Annotated in this window: 15 protein-coding genes; 6 read left to right on the forward strand and 9 right to left on the reverse strand. The window is 67.4% G+C overall.

Annotated elements, in window-relative coordinates; genetic code table 11:
* Nucleotide 1: 1 nt before the first annotated feature.
* Genes AC1DKV_RS19165 through AC1DKV_RS19175 form a run of 3 tightly spaced genes read right to left on the reverse strand, consistent with a single transcriptional unit; the run spans nucleotide 2 to nucleotide 2085 of the window.
* A complete protein-coding gene (locus tag AC1DKV_RS19165) occupies nucleotides 2-412 on the reverse strand; it encodes a Rieske (2Fe-2S) protein (protein WP_441619382.1) in 411 nt (136 codons plus the stop codon).
* Complete coding sequence (locus tag AC1DKV_RS19170) at nucleotides 405-1064, reverse strand: HAD-IA family hydrolase (protein WP_441619380.1); 660 nt, start codon at nucleotides 1062-1064, stop codon at nucleotides 405-407. Before AC1DKV_RS19170 ends, AC1DKV_RS19165 begins: the two co-directional genes overlap by 8 nt.
* Before the next feature lie 19 nt (nucleotides 1065-1083).
* Nucleotides 1084-2085, reverse strand: coding sequence for an RluA family pseudouridine synthase (locus tag AC1DKV_RS19175; protein WP_477137812.1), 1002 nt, complete (start codon nucleotides 2083-2085; stop codon nucleotides 1084-1086).
* A gap of 768 nt (nucleotides 2086-2853) precedes the next feature.
* Between AC1DKV_RS19175 and AC1DKV_RS19180 the strand changes: the two genes are divergently transcribed.
* The 5 genes from AC1DKV_RS19180 to AC1DKV_RS19200 all read left to right on the forward strand — a co-directional run bounded on the left by AC1DKV_RS19180 (nucleotide 2854) and on the right by AC1DKV_RS19200 (nucleotide 9799).
* The gene (locus AC1DKV_RS19180; RefSeq protein ID WP_477137813.1) at nucleotides 2854-6009 is read left to right on the forward strand and encodes an Rne/Rng family ribonuclease; all 3156 of its coding nucleotides are present in this window, start codon (nucleotides 2854-2856) and stop codon (nucleotides 6007-6009) included.
* 222 nt (nucleotides 6010-6231) lie between these two features.
* A complete protein-coding gene (moaA, locus tag AC1DKV_RS19185) occupies nucleotides 6232-7356 on the forward strand; it encodes a GTP 3',8-cyclase MoaA (RefSeq protein ID WP_477137814.1) in 1125 nt (374 codons plus the stop codon).
* Nucleotides 7357-7459: 103 nt separating this feature from the next.
* On the forward strand, nucleotides 7460-8059 hold the full coding sequence (gene mobA / locus AC1DKV_RS19190) for a molybdenum cofactor guanylyltransferase MobA (protein ID WP_441619370.1): 600 nt from the start codon (nucleotides 7460-7462) through the stop codon (nucleotides 8057-8059).
* A gap of 33 nt (nucleotides 8060-8092) precedes the next feature.
* Nucleotides 8093-9370, forward strand: coding sequence for a molybdopterin molybdotransferase MoeA (moeA, locus tag AC1DKV_RS19195; protein WP_477137815.1), 1278 nt, complete (start codon nucleotides 8093-8095; stop codon nucleotides 9368-9370).
* 162 nt (nucleotides 9371-9532) lie between these two features.
* The gene (locus tag AC1DKV_RS19200) at nucleotides 9533-9799 is read left to right on the forward strand and encodes a hypothetical protein (RefSeq protein ID WP_043347933.1); all 267 of its coding nucleotides are present in this window, start codon (nucleotides 9533-9535) and stop codon (nucleotides 9797-9799) included.
* Between the two features lie 106 nt (nucleotides 9800-9905).
* Here AC1DKV_RS19200 and AC1DKV_RS19205 read toward each other — a convergent pair whose 3' ends face one another.
* From AC1DKV_RS19205 to AC1DKV_RS19230, 6 genes are all read right to left on the reverse strand, one after another.
* Nucleotides 9906-11390: a DNA recombination protein RmuC gene (locus AC1DKV_RS19205; RefSeq protein ID WP_477137816.1), complete on the reverse strand. Its 1485-nt coding sequence runs from the start codon at nucleotides 11388-11390 to the stop codon at nucleotides 9906-9908.
* Between the two features lie 43 nt (nucleotides 11391-11433).
* Nucleotides 11434-12432 carry a 2-hydroxyacid dehydrogenase gene (locus tag AC1DKV_RS19210; protein WP_477137817.1) on the reverse strand — a complete coding sequence of 333 codons (999 nt, stop codon included), beginning with the start codon at nucleotides 12430-12432 and terminating at the stop codon, nucleotides 11434-11436.
* Nucleotides 12433-12442: 10 nt separating this feature from the next.
* On the reverse strand, nucleotides 12443-13861 hold the full coding sequence (locus AC1DKV_RS19215) for a sodium:proton antiporter (protein ID WP_477137818.1): 1419 nt from the start codon (nucleotides 13859-13861) through the stop codon (nucleotides 12443-12445).
* A 208-nt stretch (nucleotides 13862-14069) separates the two neighbouring features.
* Entirely contained in the window at nucleotides 14070-14756 is a 687-nt protein-coding gene (locus AC1DKV_RS19220) for a LutC/YkgG family protein (protein WP_441619360.1), read from the reverse strand.
* A 58-nt stretch (nucleotides 14757-14814) separates the two neighbouring features.
* Nucleotides 14815-15993: a nicotinate phosphoribosyltransferase gene (gene pncB, locus AC1DKV_RS19225; RefSeq protein ID WP_441619358.1), complete on the reverse strand. Its 1179-nt coding sequence runs from the start codon at nucleotides 15991-15993 to the stop codon at nucleotides 14815-14817.
* A gap of 116 nt (nucleotides 15994-16109) precedes the next feature.
* Nucleotides 16110-16658, reverse strand: coding sequence for a hypothetical protein (locus tag AC1DKV_RS19230; RefSeq protein WP_441619356.1), 549 nt, complete (start codon nucleotides 16656-16658; stop codon nucleotides 16110-16112).
* A 359-nt stretch (nucleotides 16659-17017) separates the two neighbouring features.
* Here AC1DKV_RS19230 and fdxA point away from each other — a divergent pair, with 359 nt between their 5' ends.
* Entirely contained in the window at nucleotides 17018-17341 is a 324-nt protein-coding gene (gene fdxA / locus AC1DKV_RS19235; RefSeq protein WP_477137819.1) for a ferredoxin FdxA, read from the forward strand.
* Nucleotides 17342-17539: the final 198 nt, after the last annotated feature.

A 17539-nucleotide genomic window follows, 5' to 3' on the forward strand; every position in this document is an offset into this window, starting at 1 on the left:
GCTAGGCCGGCTGGGCCGCGGGCGCCTCGTACGGGCTTTCCGGCATCCAGTACACGCTGCCGCCGCGCTCTTCCACGCGCAGCCTGGACAGCGAAGCGCCCCGACACGGACCGCCCACGCACAACCCGCTATCTGGCGCATAAATCGCGCCATGTGTCGCGCACATCAAGTATAGGCCCGAGGACTCGAAAAACTGGCCTTCTTGCCAGTCGAGCTCCATCGGCACATGGGCGCACTGGTTCAGGTAGCCGTGCACCGCCCCCTCGAAGCGCACCACGAACGCACCCACCTGACGCCCGCCGATCTCGACCACGAAACGCACACCAGCGCCGCCCTCCGCCAGGTCATCGGCGGCGCACAGGCGCCGGCCGTCCGGCGGGCCGGAGACCGCACTCTCGCTCGTCTCAGGCATGCGTCAGCAACCAGTCTTTCAGGTCGGCGATYGACGCCGCGCAGTGCACCGGCGCCATCGCGCGCAAGGCATCGGCGGGATGGGCGCCGTAGCCCACGCCAATGCCGGCGGCGCCCGCGTTGGCAGCCATCTGCAGGTCATGGGTGGTATCGCCGATCATCACCGTACGCTCCATTTCCTGGCCCAGCTCMCGCGTCAGTTCATGCAGCATGGCCGGGTGCGGCTTGGAGAAGGTTTCGTCGGCGCAGCGGGTGCCGTCGAACAGGGGTCCGAGCCCCGTCGCTTCCAGCGCCCGCTGCAGCCCTGCGCGCGTCTTCCCGGTCGCCACGCCGAGGAAGTAATGCTGGGCATGCAGTGCCTCCAGCATCTCACGCGCGCCGTCGAACAGCACCAGTTCCGCGTCGCGGGTGAGGAAATGGAAGCGGTAGCGCTCTGCCAGCTTGGGATAGTCGGCCGGGTCCAGCGTTGGCACGGCATAGGACAGCGCATCCTTGAGGCCTAGCCCGATCACGTGGCTGGCCGCACTGTCATCCGGCACCGGCAGGCCGAGATCGCGGCTCGCCAGTTGTATGCACTTGGCAATGGTCGGGGTGGAATCCATCAAGGTGCCATCCCAGTCGAACACGATCAGGTCGAAACGTTGCCTGGCCATTGATATCCTTGTCGGCGCCTCAGTCGTGGGCGCGCTGGTTACGGGCTTGCTGCAGGAAGGCTTCGCATTCCGGCGGCATGGGAGCAGCGACCGTGACGCTTTCGCCACTGGCCGGATGCGTGAAGGTCAGGCTGTGCGCATGCAAGAACATGCGCTTGAGGCCAGGGTTGGCGCCGCTGCGGGCCAGCGCCTTGTTCAGGCCGTAGTCGCCATATTTCTCGTCGCCGAGGATCGGGAAGCCCGAATGCGCCAGGTGGACGCGGATCTGGTGGGTGCGGCCGGTCTTCAGTTCGGCCTCGAGCAAGGTAAATCCATGCAGCACTTCCAGCCGGTTGAAGACGGTGTGCGAGGGCAAGCCGTCTTCCTGGACCCGCACCCGGCGCTCGCCGTCCGCCGTGGTGTACTTATATAGAGGCAGCTTGACGTGCTGGCGGGCATTMTCGAACTGGCCGGCCACGCAGGCAAAGTATCGCTTGTCCAGTGCGTTGCCGCGGATCTGCTCATGCAGGTTKACCAAGGCAGTGCGCTTCTTCGCCAGCATCAGCAGCCCCGAGGTTTCGCGGTCCAGCCGGTGCACCAGCTCGAGGAACCTGGCCTGCGGCCGCGCGCGGCGCAACTGCTCGATGACGCCGAAGKCCACGCCCGAGCCGCCATGCACGGCCACGCCGGCAGGCTTGTCGATCACCAGCAGGTGATCGTCTTCGAACACCACGGGAAAACTCGCCGCCGGCACGAAACGGGCGTTATCGGACGCTTTCTCCGCCACGCGCATGGGCGGAATGCGTACCACGTCGCCCACCTTCAGGCGGTAGGTGGCGTCGATCCTGCCCTTGTTGACGCGCACTTCCCCCGACCGCAGGATGCGGTACACATGGCTCTTGGGCACCCCTTTCGACAGCTTCAGCAGGAAGTTGTCGATGCGCTGCCCTTCGGMCTCTTCGCCAATTGTTACGTACGCCACCTGGGGCGTGGCCGCGGCGGGCCGCACCTCTTTTTCAATTTGATGGCGTAACTCATTCATTTTCAATATAATTTCCTCGCTGTCCCGGCCAAAGACCGGCAGCGCAAGTCAGGTGTAGGCGATTCGTCGTATTTTACACTTTGGGTTGCCGCCAGCCCTGCCAGCCTCCCGCTTCTTTGCGTACCCCGCGAGCCCGCGGCTGGTGAATGGCAGCAAAAACGCAGCACGCACGGTATCGCCCGCGCAGGAAGTCGCCCAAAGGCAACTTCGGCGCTGACGGCGGTCACGTGGGAAGAGTGTTCAGGTAGAACAGAATTTGATCGCGGATGCCCTGTTGGCATCCGCTCTGGTGAGAGAAGTCCCGCCCGCACCGGGAAACGGTGCCGCCGGCATGCTTCAGACGCCACCTGACTGGTTTATACCGGCGCCCGGTCGCAGAACTCCAAGAAGTAGTAGGTGCGCCCGCCAGGAGATGTCAGGTAGCGAAGCAGCATTGCCGTGACGACAAACTTGCTCTTTGACGCGTCTAGGCCTTCCGCGGCCGGCCGCGATGCGACCGGCGCCTTTTGCGCCCGYATCGCCGCCAATGCCAGTCGGAAACCCGCCGGAAACGCTGCGCAGAGCAGCACACCGGCGTTCTCTCTGACCATGCGGACGGCGCTTCGACGTCGTTACCTCTCTTTCACCCGCGCCCAGCCGGGCCGCGCCTGCCGGCGCGCCGGCGCTTTCGGCAATTCTCGCGCCCTCACTCGCTCCCTCGCGTGCTCCACGGAACGCCGCGGGCACCGCATGCCGGTGCAATCCACGGCATTGGAGTGAGGTAATGCGATGAAACGCATGTTGTTCAACGCGACGCAGCAGGAAGAATTGCGCGTCGCCATTGTCGACGGTCAGAAACTKATCGACATCGACATCGAAGCTGCCGGTCGCGAACAGCGCAAGGGCAATATCTACAAGGGCGTCATCACCCGCATCGAGCCGTCGCTGGAGGCCTGCTTCGTCAACTACGGCGAAGAGCGCCACGGCTTCCTGCCGTTCAAGGAAGTGGCGCGCGCCTTCTTCAAGGAAGGCGTGGACGTGCGCAACGCGCGCATCCAGKACGCGCTGCACGAAGGCCAGGAACTGATCGTCCAGGTCGAAAAGGAAGAGCGCGGMAACAAGGGCGCCGCGCTGACCACCTTTATCTCGCTGGCCGGCCGCTACCTGGTGCTGATGCCCAACAACCCGCGCGGCGGCGGCGTGTCGCGCCGCATCGAGGGCGAGGACCGCCAGGAACTGCGCGAAACCATGGGCCAGCTGACCGTGCCCGATGGCATGAGCATCATCGCCCGCACCGCCGGCATCGGCCGCTCGGCGGAAGAACTGCAGTGGGACCTGAACTACCTGCTGCAACTGTGGAAGGCCATCGACGGCGCCGCCGGCGACAACAAGGCCCCGCTGCTGATCTATCTCKAATCCAGCCTGGTGATCCGCGCCATCCGCGATTACTTCCAGCCGGACATCGGCGAGATCCTGATCGACACCGACGAAATCTACGAGCAGGCGCGCGCCTTCATGAGCGTGGTCATGCCCGACAACATGAACCGCGTGAAGAAGTACCGGGACGACGTCCCCCTCTTCTCGCGTTTCCAGATCGAACACCAGATCGAATCGGCCTACTCGCGCATGGTGATGTTGCCCTCGGGCGGCGCCATCGTGATCGACCACACCGAGGCCCTGGTCTCGGTGGACGTGAACTCGGCCCGCGCCACCAAGGGCGCCGACATCGAGGAAACGGCGCTGCGCACCAACCTCGAAGCCGCCGACGAGATCGCCCGCCAGCTGCGCCTGCGCGACCTGGGCGGCCTGATCGTSATCGACTTCATCGACATGGAAGCCAGCAAGGCCCAGAAGGACGTGGAAACGCGCCTGAAGGACGCCCTGCGCCATGACCGCGCCCGCGTGCAGATGGGCAAGATCAGCCGCTTCGGCCTGATGGAGCTGTCGCGCCAGCGCCTGCGCCCGTCGCTGTCGGAAGGCTCGCACATCACCTGCCCGCGCTGCAACGGCACCGGCCATATCCGCGATACCGAATCCTCCGCCCTGCAGGTCCTGCGCATCATCCAGGAAGAAGGGATGAAGGAAAACACGGCCGCCATCCACTGCCAGGTGCCGGTGGAAGTGGCCGCGTTCCTGCTCAACGAGAAGCGCCAGGACATCAACCTGATCGAGATGCGCTTCAAGGTCAACGTCCTGCTGATCCCGAACAAGCACCTCGAGACCCCGCACTACAAGCTCGAGCGCCTGCGCCACGACGATCCGYGCCTGGAAGACAGCACCGCCAGCTACAAGATGGCCGAGGCTGCCGCCAAGGAACTGGAAGCCGACACCAGCTACAGCAGCCGCAAGAAGGAAGACGCCAAGCCGCGCCAGGAAGCCGCCGTCAAGGGCATCACGCCGGAACAGCCGGCGCCCGTGTCGGTGCCGCGCGCCGAACGCACCCCGCGCCCCGAAGCGCCGGTTGCCCGCCCGGTGCCGGCCACCCAGCCGGTCGCCAGCGGTGGCTTCATCGGCTGGCTCAAGAGCCTGTTCGGCGCCAAGCCGGCGGCACCTGCCATCGAGCCGGCCAAGCCGGCTGAGGCGGAACAGCGCAACGGCGAAAACCGCCGGGAACGCGGCCAGCGCGGCGAACGCGGCGAAGGCCGTGGCCAGCGTACCGAGCGTGGCKAACGCGGTGAACGTGGCGACCGCCAGGGCCGCGGCCAGCGCGGCGAGCGCGCGCCGCAGGAGCGTGGCGAACGTGCTGAACGTGCCGAGCGCGGTGAACGCGTCGAGGCCCGTGGCGAACGTGGCGAGCGCACCGAGCGTGGCGAACGCACGGAACGCGGCGAGCGCGGTGAGCGCAATGGCCGCGCCCCGCGCCAGGCCGCGCTGGAAGCCCAGCCGGCCCGCCAGCCGGAAGGTGCGGCAGCCGAGCGCACCGAGGGCCGCSGGGAAGGCCGCCGCGACCGCAACCAGGAGCGCCGCGAGCGCCAGCGCGAACGCCAGCGCGGCGACGCGCCGCGTGAAGACGAAGCCGGCGAAGGCCTGGCTGCTGAAGCCGCTGGCGTCGCCATCGTGGCCGCAAGCGCGGTTTCCGTGGCTGCACCTGCCGCAGCCGCGCCGGTAGCCCAGCGCGACGAAGCTGACAACGCACGCACGGATCTGCCGGAAGCGCCGGAAGGTGCCGAGAACGGCGAAGGCGAAGAACGCCGTCGCCGCAACCGCCGCGGCCGCAACCGCTATCGCCGCGAACGCGACGATGGCGTGCAGGCCGGCGAAGGCACCGAAGGCGCCGAGGGCGCGGACGGCGAGCAGGCAGTGGAAGCGCGTGAAGTGGCAGCCGATGCCGCCGCGCCCGTTGCCGCAGTCCAGACCGTCGAGGCTGTCGAGACMGTMGAAGCCGTGGTGACMGAGTCGGTCGCCGCCGTGATCGCCGAGCCCGCGGCCAGCGTCCCGGCCTATCAGCCGGCCGAAGCCGCCGTGGCAGCGCCCGCGCCGACGGTACTGCCAGCCGAAACGCTGGCCGCACCGGCAGCCGAGCCCGTCGAGGCAGTCCCGGCAGCGCAAGCCCCGGTGGCAGAGGCCCCGGTAGCACAAGCCCCGGTGACGCAAGCCGTCATCGCCAGCCCCGCCGCCTATGCGCCGGCGCCCGCCCCCGTCGTGGAAGCCGCTGTGCAGGCTCCCGCGCCGGTGGAAGCGCCCGTGGCAGCACCTGCGACCGTGACCCCGGCGGCTCCTGCGCCGGTGGCCATCGAAGGCCTGCAACCGATGCTGGCCTCGGCCGGTCTCGAKTGGGTGAGCACCKACAGCAGCAAGCTGCGCGCAGCCCAGGAAGCTGCCGCCAGCATTCCGGCGGCGCCGCGCGTGGTTCGCGAGCGCAAGCCGCTGGCCCCGCTGCCGGAAGGCCCGATGGTGCTGGTCGAGACGGCGCCCGCMGTCAAGGAAACGACGCCGCAGGAATAAGCGGCCTCGGCCAGGAAGCAAGGAAGCAAGGAAAGGGACGGCGATGCCGTCCCTTTTTTCATATCTGCACGCCGCGTTCGCACCCGTGCGGCCTGGCAGCGACGGTACAGGCACAGGCTCGGCTAGAATGACAGCATGATGGCGCCCCGATAAGGTGCCCGAGGACAGCCCCCGGAACGGGCCCTGCCTGCCCGTCACAGATTCGCCCCCCAACCCCAGGCCATGACCGAATCCGTCATTCCCATCTTCGACCTGCGCGACCACCGCTACCGCTCGATGACGCCCGTCATCCCGGACTTGCTCGCCCCGCCGTCGGGACTGGTTGCCGACAGGCGCGGCAGGCCGCTGCATGACCTGCGCATCTCGGTCACGGACCGCTGCAACTTCCGCTGCGTGTATTGCATGCCCAAGGAGGTGTTCGACAAGGACTACACCTTCCTGCCCCATTCMGAATTGCTCAGCTTCGAGGAAATCGAGCGCGCCGCCCGCCTCTTCGTCGCGCACGGCGTGGAGAAGATCCGCCTGACCGGCGGCGAGCCGCTGCTGCGCAAGAACATCGAGAAGCTGGTGGAAATGCTGGCCCGCATCGAGACGCCCGCGGGCAAGCCGCTCGACCTGACGCTCACCACCAATGCTTCGCTGCTGGCGCGCAAGGCGCGCTCCCTGCGCGATGCGGGCCTGACGCGCGTGAGCGTGAGCCTGGATGCCATCGACGACGACACCTTCCGCCGCATGAACGATGTCGATTTCGCGGTGGCCGACGTGCTGGACGGCATCGAGACCGCCCAGGCGGTGGGCCTGGCGCCGATMAAKGTCAATATGGTGGTCAAGCGCGGCACCAACGATGCCGAGATCGTGCCGATGGCGACGCATTTTCGCGGCAGCGGCATCATCGTGCGCTTCATCGAGTTCATGGACGTGGGCGCCAGCAACCACTGGCAAATGGACGAGGTGCTGCCCTCCGCCGATGTGGTGCAACGCATCCACGAAGTGTTTGCGCTCGAAGCCATCGCCGCCAACTACAGCGGCGAGACCGCCGAACGCTGGCGCTACCGCGACGGTGCCGGCGAGATCGGCGTGATCTCCAGCGTGACCCACGCCTTCTGCGGCGACTGCAGCCGCATCCGCCTCTCGACCGAAGGCCGCCTCTACCTCTGCCTGTTCGCCACCGAGGGCTACGACCTGCGCGCGCTGCTGCGCGGCCCGCACAGCGACCTGGAAATCGCCAACGCCATCGCGCAGGTCTGGCAGGCCCGCACCGATCGTTACTCCGAACAGCGCAGTGATCCGGCGGTGCGGCAGGCGCGCGCCGAAAGCAAGATAGAGATGTCCTACATCGGCGGCTGAGGGCGCACCTTCGCACTGCGTTCCGCAACCTTTCCGCACCTTTCCGCACCTTCCCGGACCTTCCGTCAACGTGCCGCCCGCGCCGCAACCCAACTTCCACCCGATGATTTCACGMGACGACATTACCGGCCTGATCCTCGCCGGCGGCAGGGGCAGCCGCATGGGCGGGACCGACAAGGGCCTGCAGCCATTCCGGGGCGCCCCCATGGCCATGCATACGCTGATGCGCCTGGCGCCCCAGACCGGCGGCTTGCTGATCAATGCCAACCGCAACCTGGCGGCCTATGAGTCGTTCGGGGTACCCGTGGCGACCGACTCGGTGCCCGATTTCGCCGGGCCGCTGGCCGGCATGCTCGCCGGGCTCGAACAGTGCCAGACCGCCTGGCTGCTCACCGCGCCCTGCGACTCGCCGTTCCTGCCGCCCGACCTGGCCTCGCGCCTGGCGGCCGCGATCGAGGCGGAAGGCGCCGAGATGGCCATCCCCGTCACCGTCGATGCCCAGGGCCGACGGCAAACCCAGCCCGTGTTCTGCCTGATGCCGGTGACGGCACGCGACAGCCTGGTGGCATTCCTCGATGCCGGCGGCCGCAAGATCGAGACCTGGGCCGCGTCCCACCGCCTTGCCGAAGTGCCGTTCGACGACGCCGGCGCCTTTGCCAATATCAATACGCTGGACGAGTTGCGCTCGCTGGAAGCGCGCTGACAAACCAGGCCACTGCCTCTCCGGGACCGCTCCATGCCTTCTCTGCAATCCGTCATTTCCTGCCTGTCCGACTACGATCCCGGCGCCTTGCCGGTGGCGCAGGCCAGCCAGATCATCCGCGAAGTGATCGAACCGGTCCGCGGCACCGAACAGMTCGCCATCCGCACCGCGCTGGGCCGCGTGCTGGCCKAGGACGTCATCTCCACGCTGGACGTGCCGGCGCACGACAACGCCGCCATGGACGGCTACGCCTTCGCCGGCGACGAACTGGCCGGCGGCGGCGAAGTCACCCTGGTGGTCGCCGGCAGCGCCTTCGCCGGMGGTGCGGGTAGCCAGCGCGCAGGGCGTGGCCAGGCGGTGCGCATCATGACGGGCGCGATCATGCCGGCCGGCTGCGACACCGTGATCCCACAGGAGTTCGTGGAGGTACACGGAGAGCAGATCCGCTTCGACGCCGCTTCGGTGCGCGCCGGGGACAACCGCCGCCTGCGCGGCGAGGATCTCGCGCTAGGCCAGGCGGCGCTCGCCGCGGGCCGCATCCTGCGCCCGGCCGACCTGGGCCTGCTCGCATCGCTCGGCGTGGCCGAGATCAAGGTCCGGCGCCGCCTGCGCGTCGCCTTCTTCTCCACCGGCGACGAACTGCGCTCGATCGGCGAGCCGCTCGATCCGGGCTGCGTCTACGACTCCAACCGCTATACGCTGCACGGCATGCTGCGCCGGCTGGACGTGGACCTGGTCGACATGGGCGTGGTGCGCGACGACCCCGAGGCGCTCGAAGCCGCGTTCCGCAGCGCCTGCGAGAATGCCGATGCCGTCATCACCTCGGGCGGCGTGTCGGTCGGGGAAGCCGACTACACCAAGCAGATCATGGCGCAGCTGGGTGACGTCACGTTCTGGAAGATCGCCATGCGCCCGGGGCGGCCCATGGCCTTCGGCCGCATCGTCTCCCATGGCCGCGAAGCGCTGCTGTTCGGGCTGCCGGGCAACCCGGTGGCGGTGATGGTGACCTTCTATCACTTCGTGCGGGCCGCCTTGCACCGGCAGATGGGTGCCAATGTGCCGCCGCTGCCGCTGATGCGCGTGCGCAGCGTGCAGCCGATCCGCAAGAAGCCGGGCCGCACCGAATACCAGCGCGGCATCCTKACGCAGGCGGAGGACGGACGCTGGCAGGTAGGCGTGACCGGCCAGCAGGGATCGGGCGTGTTGCGCTCGATGAGCGAGGCCAACTGCTTTATCGTCCTCGGGCACGATCAAGGGCGGGTGGAGGCCGGCGACGAAGTCGAGGTGATGCTGTTCGACGGGCTGATGTAGGCTGCGCCACGGTGTCGTTTTTGTGCCGCAGTTTTTTGACCTTTAGCCGACGTTTAGCCGCCAGATCGGCCGTTTTCCGTACCCTGCGGGTGGCGGACTATGCGCCGCTGCACCCATTCGATACACTTGCGCAACATTACTCTGCCTATGCCCCAAGCTGTCATGAATCAGGAGATTGCGTACCTCCACCCGGTCAAAACCGCCCGCGCGCTGGTGCTCGTGTACCTGTGCTTTTCGGTACCGATCGTCTCGCTGGGACTGTTCGTGGCCTTTATCCGCTACGGTGACCTCCCGGGCATCACGGTGTTCACGGCACTGATCCTCAATGCGCTGATCGGCTTCGGCCTGTTGTGGCTGGCCTGCAAGGCCTACAACTGGGTCGCGGCGCGCTTCGGTGGCATCGAGGTCACGATCCGCGACCTGCCCTGAAGCCCCGGCCGCCCGGCCAGCCTCAAAAAAGAAAAGCGCATCGGTTCGATGCGCTTTTTTCGTCATGGACACCCTCGCCCCGGGGCTCCCTCGCCAGGGGCTTGCTTCAGCCGCCCTCGCCTTCGCCTTCCTCGCCCTGCGCCTGCTCCACGGCACCCAGGCCCAGCAGTTCCTGCGCAGCCTCGCCGGGCATCGCCTCCACCGCGCGCAGCTTGCGCTCCATCTGCCGCGTGCGTACTTCGGCCAGCTCGATATTGCGCGCCGCCCGTTCCAGCGTGTCGCGGGTCTTGGACAGCACCACGCCGAACTTGCCGAACTCGGTCTTGACCGCGCCCAGCACGCTCCATACCTCGCTCGAGCGCCGCTCCAGCGCCAGCGTGCGGAATCCCATCTGCAGGCTGTTGAGCAAGGCCATCAGCGTGGTCGGCCCGGCCACGGTGATGCGATGGTCCCGCTGCAGCAGGTCGACCAGGCCGGGCCGGCGCAACACCTCGGCGTACAGGCCTTCGGTCGGCAGGAACAGGATGGCGAAATCGGTGGTGGCCGGCGGCGAGACGTATTTTTCCGAGATGGTCTGCGCCTCGCGCCGGATCGCCACTTCCAGTTCGCGCCCGAAGGTGGCCACGCCATCCACATCGCCCCGCTCCTGCGCATCGAGCAGCCGCTCGTACTGCTCCTTCGGGAACTTGGCATCGATCGGCAGCCAGACTTCCCCGCCCGACGGATCCTTGCCCGGCAGGCGGATGGCGAACTCCACCCGCGCGCCAGAATTGCGCACGGTCTCGACGTTCTTGGCGTATTGCTCGGTGGTCAGCACCTGTTCGAGCAGCATTTCCAGTTGCACCTCGCCCCATGTGCCGCGCGACTTCACATTGGTCAGCACCCGCTTGAGGTCGCCCACGCCCTGCGCCAGCGCCTGCATCTCGCCCAGCCCGCGGTGCACCTGCTCGAGCCGCTCCGACACCAGCTTGAACGATTCGCCGAGACGCTGCTCCAGCGTGGCGTGCAGCTTCTCGTCGACGGTGCGGCGCATCTCCTCGAGCTTGGTGGCGTTGTTGGCCTCGATCTCCTTGAGCTTCTGCTCGAGCGTGGCACGCACCTCGCCCAGGCGGCGCTCGTTGCCTTCGGAGATCTGCCCGAGCTGCTGCTGCAGCACGTCGCCGAAACGGCGCAGCGCCAGGCCTTGCTCCTCGCGCGCGTGCTGGCCCTGCTGCAGCAGGTTTTGCCTGACCTGGTCGAGCTGCTGGGCATTGGACTCGGTCAGCTTGGCAAGCTGCTGCGCGAACATGTCGATCTGGTTGTTCTGCAGCGTGGCGATGCTGGTCAGCTGCGACGACAGCGTCTGCTGGAAGCGCATCATCTGCTGGCCGGCTTCTCCCCGGCCGACGCTCGCGCTCTGCGCAATCTCGGTGCGCAACTCGCGCTCCAGCCGCTMGGTGCCACGCGCGCCTTCGGCACGCAGCTCGGCGAGCAGGCGCAGCAGTTCCGGGCTGGCGTCAGCCGGCGCGCCGCGCTGGCGCAGCAGCAAGACCACCAGCAACAGCACCGCGGCGGCGGCCAGCGCGAGCGTCAAAAGAGAAATCAGGTTCATGTATGTCGGGAGTGATCGAAGGCGCCGTGGCAACCAGGATGCATCAGCGGCGGCGTGCCATCACTTCGGGATTGATCACCGAAGGCGGATGGCCCGCCTGCGGGCCTGCGTCCAGCGCGGCGATCAGGTTGTCGGCGGCTAGATCGGCCATGGCGCGCCGGGTCTTTTCGGAGGCGCTGGCGATGTGCGGGGTCAGCACGACATTGGGCACCGCCAGCAAGCCGGGATGGACGCTCGGCTCGCCCTCGAACACATCGAGCCCGGCGGCGAAGATACGGCGCTCGCGCAGCGCCTCGGCCAGCGCGGCGTCGTCCACGACACCGCCGCGCGCAAGGTTGACCAGCGTGGCCGACGGCTTCATCTGCGCCAGCTCGGCGGCGCCGATGCTGTGATGGCTCTGCGCGCCATAGGGCAGCACCAGCAGCAGGTGATCGGATTGCGCCAGCAGTTCGGCCTTGCTGACATAGCGCGCATTGAGCGCGCGCTCGGTTTCCTCGGGCAGGCGGCTGCGGTTGTGATAGATCACGGGCATGCCGAAGCCTGCCCCGCGCCGCGCCAGCGCCTGCCCGATGCGGCCCATGCCGAGGATGCCGAGCGTGCTGCCGTGCAGGTCCACGCCGAGGAACATGTCGAAGCTCCAGCGCTGCCAATTGCCCGCGCGCAGCCAGTGCTCGGACTCGGTCACGCGGCGCGCGGTGGCCATCAGCAGGGCCCAGCCGAAGTCGGCCGTGGTTTCCGTCAGCACGTCGGGCGTGTTGGTCGCCACSATGCCGGCSGCGCTCAGCGCGGGCACGTCGAGGTTGTTGTAGCCCACCGCCATGTTGCAGACCGCGCGCAAGGCCGGCAGGCCTGTCAGCAGCTCGCCGTCGATGCGATCCGCGGCATTGGCCAGCACGCCGGCCTTGCCCGCCAGGCGCGCCTTCAGCGCGGCGGCGTCGAGCGCCTCGTCCTGCTGGTTGCTGTCGACATCGAAATATTGCGCGAGCCGGTCGATCACTTCGGGAAAGATGGCGCGGGTCACGAGGACGGAGGGCTTGCTCATGGTTGCGTGCTCACACGTGGAAAAAGATAAAAGTCATCATCAGGAACAGCGGCACCAGCACGCACGCCGACCACAACATATAGCCGAAGAAGCTGGGCATGCGCACGCCGCGGCTCTCGGCAATCGCCTTGACCATCAGGTTGGGCGCGTTGCCGATATAGGTATTGGCGCCCATGAACACGGCGCCGGCCGAGATCGCCGCCAGCGTCGACGCATCCCGCGTCATCAGCGTCACGGGGTCGCCGCCGGCGGTGTTGAAGAACACCAGGTAGGTCGGCGCGTTGTCGAGGAACGAGGACAGGATGCCGGTGGCCCAGAAGTACATGCTGTCGACGGGCCGGCCGCCCGCATCGCTGACCAGGCGGATCACGCCGGCAAAGGCGCCATCGGTGCCGGCCTTGAGCATGGCGATCACCGGGATGATGGTGAGGAAGATGCCGGCGAACAGCTTGCCCACTTCCAGGATCGGCTCCCAGGTGAACTCGTTGCCGCTGCGCGCCGTGGCCGGCGTGATCCACAACGACAGCAGCGCTACCGCCACCAGCAGGACATCGCGCGTGGCCATCTGCAGGCCGACCACCGTGCCCATCACGTCGAACTCGATGCCGGGCTTCCACAGCCCGCTCATCAGCACCAGGGCAACCACCGCCAGCAGCAGGATGAAATTGCGCTTGCCTTCGATGCGGATGCCTGCCGAATCGGGCGTGGGATCGGCGGCCGCCGGCAGCTCTTCCTCACGGCGCAGATAGTAGTGCCGGTCGACGAAATAGAAGATCACCAGCAGCGCGCTGCAGATGAACAAGGTCTCGGGCAGGATATTGCGCAGCGTCCAGAAGAAATCCACGCCCTTGAGGAAACCGAGGAACAGCGGCGGATCGCCCAGCGGCGTCAGCGCGCCACCGGCATTGGCAGCCAGGAAGATGAAGAACACCACCACATGCGCCACATGGCGCCGGTTATCGTTGGCGCGCAGCAGCGGCCGGATCAGCAGCATGGCCGCGCCCGTGKTGCCCATCAGGCTGGCCAGCACCGTGCCGAGCGCGAGCAGCCCGGTATTCAGCCGCGGCGTGCCGTGCAGATTGCCACGCACGCAGATGCCGCCGGCCACGACGTACAGCGCGGCGATCAGCGCGATGAACGGGATGTACTCGGAGAGCAGCGCATGCACGGCGCCTGCGGCCGCGGCATGCCCGCCAAAGGCCTGCGCGAACGGGACCAGGAACACCAGCGCCCAGGCCGCGACGATCTTGCCGTAGTGGTGATGCCAGAAACGTGGCGCGATCAGCGGCAACAGCGCGATCGAGAGCAGCGTGCCGGCAAACGGCAAGGCCCACAGCGGCGACAGCGTGGCGCCGTCGAGCTCCGCGGCACGGGCCAGTCCGGGCGTCGATGCAAGCAACGGTAAAAGCAATGCGAGGGCACGACGCATCGGCCGGGATCTCCTTGTTCTGGATTGCGGCACCCGCGCCGGGCGGCGGCAGGCGGAGACCGCGCGCGCGCCGGTCTGCTCAGCGCAGGTCAGCTMAGGACAGGACAGGACAGGCGCGACGGGCCACCGGCGTGCTGCCAAGCCCTCAAGTGTAAAGCAATCGCGCGGGCATTCCGGCCACGCGGCGAAGCATGTCGATGCGCGGGATTCAGTCCCGCTCGACCAGGATCACGTGCACGCGATACGGTCCGTGCGCGCCGAGCACGATGGTCTGCTCGATGTCGCCGGTGCGCGAGGGACCGCTGATGATATTGGTCGCGCGCGGCAGCTCGCCGCGCTCCCTGCGCATCAGCGCGAAAGCATCTTCCATCCCGTCGACGATGCGCGAAACCGGCACCACCGCGATATGCGTCTCCGGCAGCAGCGCGGCCGAGGCGAAGGTCTGCGGGCCGGACAGCAGCATCAGCGAACCGGTCTCGGCAATGGCGCAGAAGCAGCCCGTGATGCCGACCATGTCGCCATGGTCGTGGTCGGCCTGCGCGTCGCGCACCGGTGGCCGGCACTCCACCGTCAGGCCCTGCGCCTGCCAGTCGAGCACGCCGAAGCTGTCCCAGGCAACGGCCCTGCGCACCAGGCCCAGGCTGTCCAGGTAACGCGCGGCGGCGGCCGGCACGTCTGCCATGGTCGCCACGCGCTCCACCGTGGAAGCCAGCTTCACTGCCTGCTCCTGGAAGGTGGCGACCCGGTCCGCCGGTGCCGGCGGGCGCGGGCCGGCGGGATGGCGCGCAAGGTAGTCGGCCACAGCGGCGCGTTCGCCGTTGCTGACGCCGGCGGCGCGGCCCTGGGCCCCGCGGATGCGGGCAAAGATGCGGTCGCGGGCGGAAGTGGTGTTCATGGCATGGGTTCCGAAAAAGGGTACTGGGATAGCTGGCGGGATCTTGGTGCGCGTCGCTTCAGGCCGGTGCCTGGATGCCGAACACCTGCCGCAGGTACGTCATGTATGCCGGGTCGTCGCACATGGTCTTCTCGGGCGTGTCCGACAGCTTGGCCACCGGCTGCCCGTTGCAGCGGGTCATCTTGATGACGATCTGCAGCGGCGTGTAGCCGAGGTCGTTGGTCAGGTTGGTGCCCACGCCGAACGCCAGGCGGCAGCGTCCGCCGAAGCGCTCGTACAGCTCGATCACACGCGGGATGTCGAGGCTGTCGCTGAAGATCAGCGTCTTGCCCTGCGGGTCGACGCGGCCCGCCGCGTAGTGGGCCAGCATGCGCTCGCCCCAGGCGAAGGGATCGCCCGAATCGTGGCGCACGCCGTCGAACAGCTTGCAGAAATAAAGGTCGAAATCGCGCAGGAAGGCATCGAATCCGTAGGTGTCGGACAGGGCGATGCCGAGATCCCCGCGGTATTCCTTGGCCCATACCTCGAGCGCGAACACCTGCGAATCGCGCAGCCGCGGGCCCAGCGCCTGGCAGGCCTGCAGGTATTCGTGCGCCATGGTGCCGAGCGGGATCAGGTTATGCAGCCGCGCGAAATGCACGTTGCTGGTGCCGGCCAGCTGGGGCCCAAGCACGCGGCGCATGGTCTGCAACACTTCTTCCTGCCAGTCGCGCGAGAAGCGGCGCCGCGAGCCGTAGTCGGCGATCACGCAATCGGCGTGGCCGGGCATCTTCAGCAGGGCCAGCTTGTCCTCGAGGCGGCGGCGCCCTTCGCTCCAGTCCGGCTTCGGCTGGGTATTGCGGAAGTAGACTTCGTTGACGATGGCCAGCAGCGGCACTTCGAACAGGATGGTGTGCAGCCACGGCCCGCGGATGGTGATCTCGATCTCGCCGCTGCCCGGCGCGACAGGCGCGACCGTGACGTATTTCTCGTTGAGGTGGAACAGGCCGAGGAAATCGACGAAGTCGCTCTTGATGAAGCGCAGGCCGCGCAGGTAGTCCAGCTCCTCCTGCGTGAAGCGCACCTGGCAGAGCTGGGTGATCTCGTCGCGGATCTCGTCGACATAGGGCGTCAGGTCGACGCCCGCGTTGCGGCACTTGAAGCGGTACTCGACCTGCGCCGCCGGGAAATGATGCAGCACGACCTGCATCATGGTGAACTTGTACAGGTCGGTGTCGAGCAGGGAGGCAATGATCATGTCGGGCCAGACGGCAAAGCCGAGTCAGTGCKACATGCTAACCGAAAGTGCGGCTGGCGGCCCGGGATTGCGATCCGGGATTGCGACCCGGCCGGCGACCGTCCGTGGCGCCTGTCTCACGCACCATCGAGGAAGCGGTCGGGCTGGCGGCCGCGGGCGCTGCCACGCAAGCACCATAGCTGCTCGCCCTTGTAGCCGGGGCAGACCACCAGCATGGCCTGCGCGCGCGGCACGGCGTCCGGCAGCGGTTCGGCGAAGGCGGCGGAGCGGACCGTGATGCGCTCCCAGTAGACCCGCGTAGCCGCGCGGCGGAACACCAGCACCTGCACCGGCGCGCCGCGCGCCGGTTGCAGGCCTGCGTCGCAGGGCATGAAGCCGGCCTGGCCGCAGTTGGCCATGGCCTCGCCGGCCGGCTCGACCACCACGCCGAAGTCGTCCCACTCGAAGCGCGTCAGTGCCTCCAGGGGTACCGGCCGGTCGGTCTCCATGCGCCATGCCATCAGGCGCGCCACCACGCTCTCGGGCGGCAGCCCGGCCTGCGCGAGCGTCTGCGCATGGGCAAGGGGCGCGGCCACCGCAAGCAGCAGCGCCAGCCGGGCAAGCAGACCAGCCGCAGGGAAACGCCGGGCGCCGCTGGCTGGCGGCTTGCAGACGGGTACAGGCATGGCGCTCTCCTCGGGTGGACGCGCGGCAGCACCGCGCGGGCAGGCTCAGGCAGCATACAACGGCGCCGCGCCATGGGCCAGCGAAGCACATTCGCGCCAGGCCGCGGCACTGCGTTGGATCAAATGCGCATAAAGAAATAAGAAAACTATCTGATCCGGCTATATAGGAGGATTACCCTAGGTTTGTGGCTCGGCTACAATATCGGTCTTTGAAAGGCCACGGCCTGCGCTCGCGTCGCGTACGGTGAATGGATGGTGACCCCAAGGGAATTCCCATCCCGCCCGCATGGCGGCGTGACCCGCAACGCACAACAAGCCTGTTCCCCCATCGAAGCCGATCCCGTTTTTCTGGAACCGAAATGACTCACGTTGTCACCGAATCCTGCATCCGCTGCAAATACACCGACTGCGTCGATGTGTGTCCGGTTGATTGCTTCCGCKAAGGTCCGAACTTTCTCACCATTGACCCGGACGAGTGCATCGATTGCGCGGTGTGCGTGGCGGAATGCCCGGTGAATGCGATCTATGCAGAAGAAGACGTGCCTGGCGACCAGCAGCCGTACATCGACCTGAACGCCGAACTCGCGCGCAACTGGCCGTCCATCACCAAGACCAAGTCGCCGCTGGCGGACGCGKACCAATGGAAGGACGTGAGCGAGAAGCTGCAATACCTCGAGCGCTGATCGACACGCCGGCCAGGGCACAAGACCAAAAGCAGGCCAGAAAGCCGTCCCCACACGCGAGCTTTCCCGTAATGCCGGGCACGCCCGTGCCCACAACGTATCAGGACGAATATGGACTTGAGCATCCCTAACCCCGTCGCCGACGCCGGCCACAACGTCGCCTCCGGCAACGCCGCTGGCGGCCAGCCGCTGGAAATC

The organism is Cupriavidus sp. 05T41 (genome assembly GCF_056396525.1).

Excerpts from the sequence above, each read along its gene's own strand:
- AC1DKV_RS19165 (WP_441619382.1), bottom strand. The coding sequence starts at position 412 with ATGCCTGAGACGAGCGAGAGTGCGGTCTCCGGCCCGCCGGACGGCCGG.
- AC1DKV_RS19200 (WP_043347933.1), top strand. The coding sequence starts at position 9,533 with ATGAATCAGGAGATTGCGTACCTCCACCCGGTCAAAACCGCCCGCGCG.
- AC1DKV_RS19220 (WP_441619360.1), bottom strand. The coding sequence starts at position 14,756 with ATGAACACCACTTCCGCCCGCGACCGCATCTTTGCCCGCATCCGCGGG.
- pncB (WP_441619358.1), bottom strand. The coding sequence starts at position 15,993 with ATGATCATTGCCTCCCTGCTCGACACCGACCTGTACAAGTTCACCATG.
- AC1DKV_RS19230 (WP_441619356.1), bottom strand. The coding sequence starts at position 16,658 with ATGCCTGTACCCGTCTGCAAGCCGCCAGCCAGCGGCGCCCGGCGTTTC.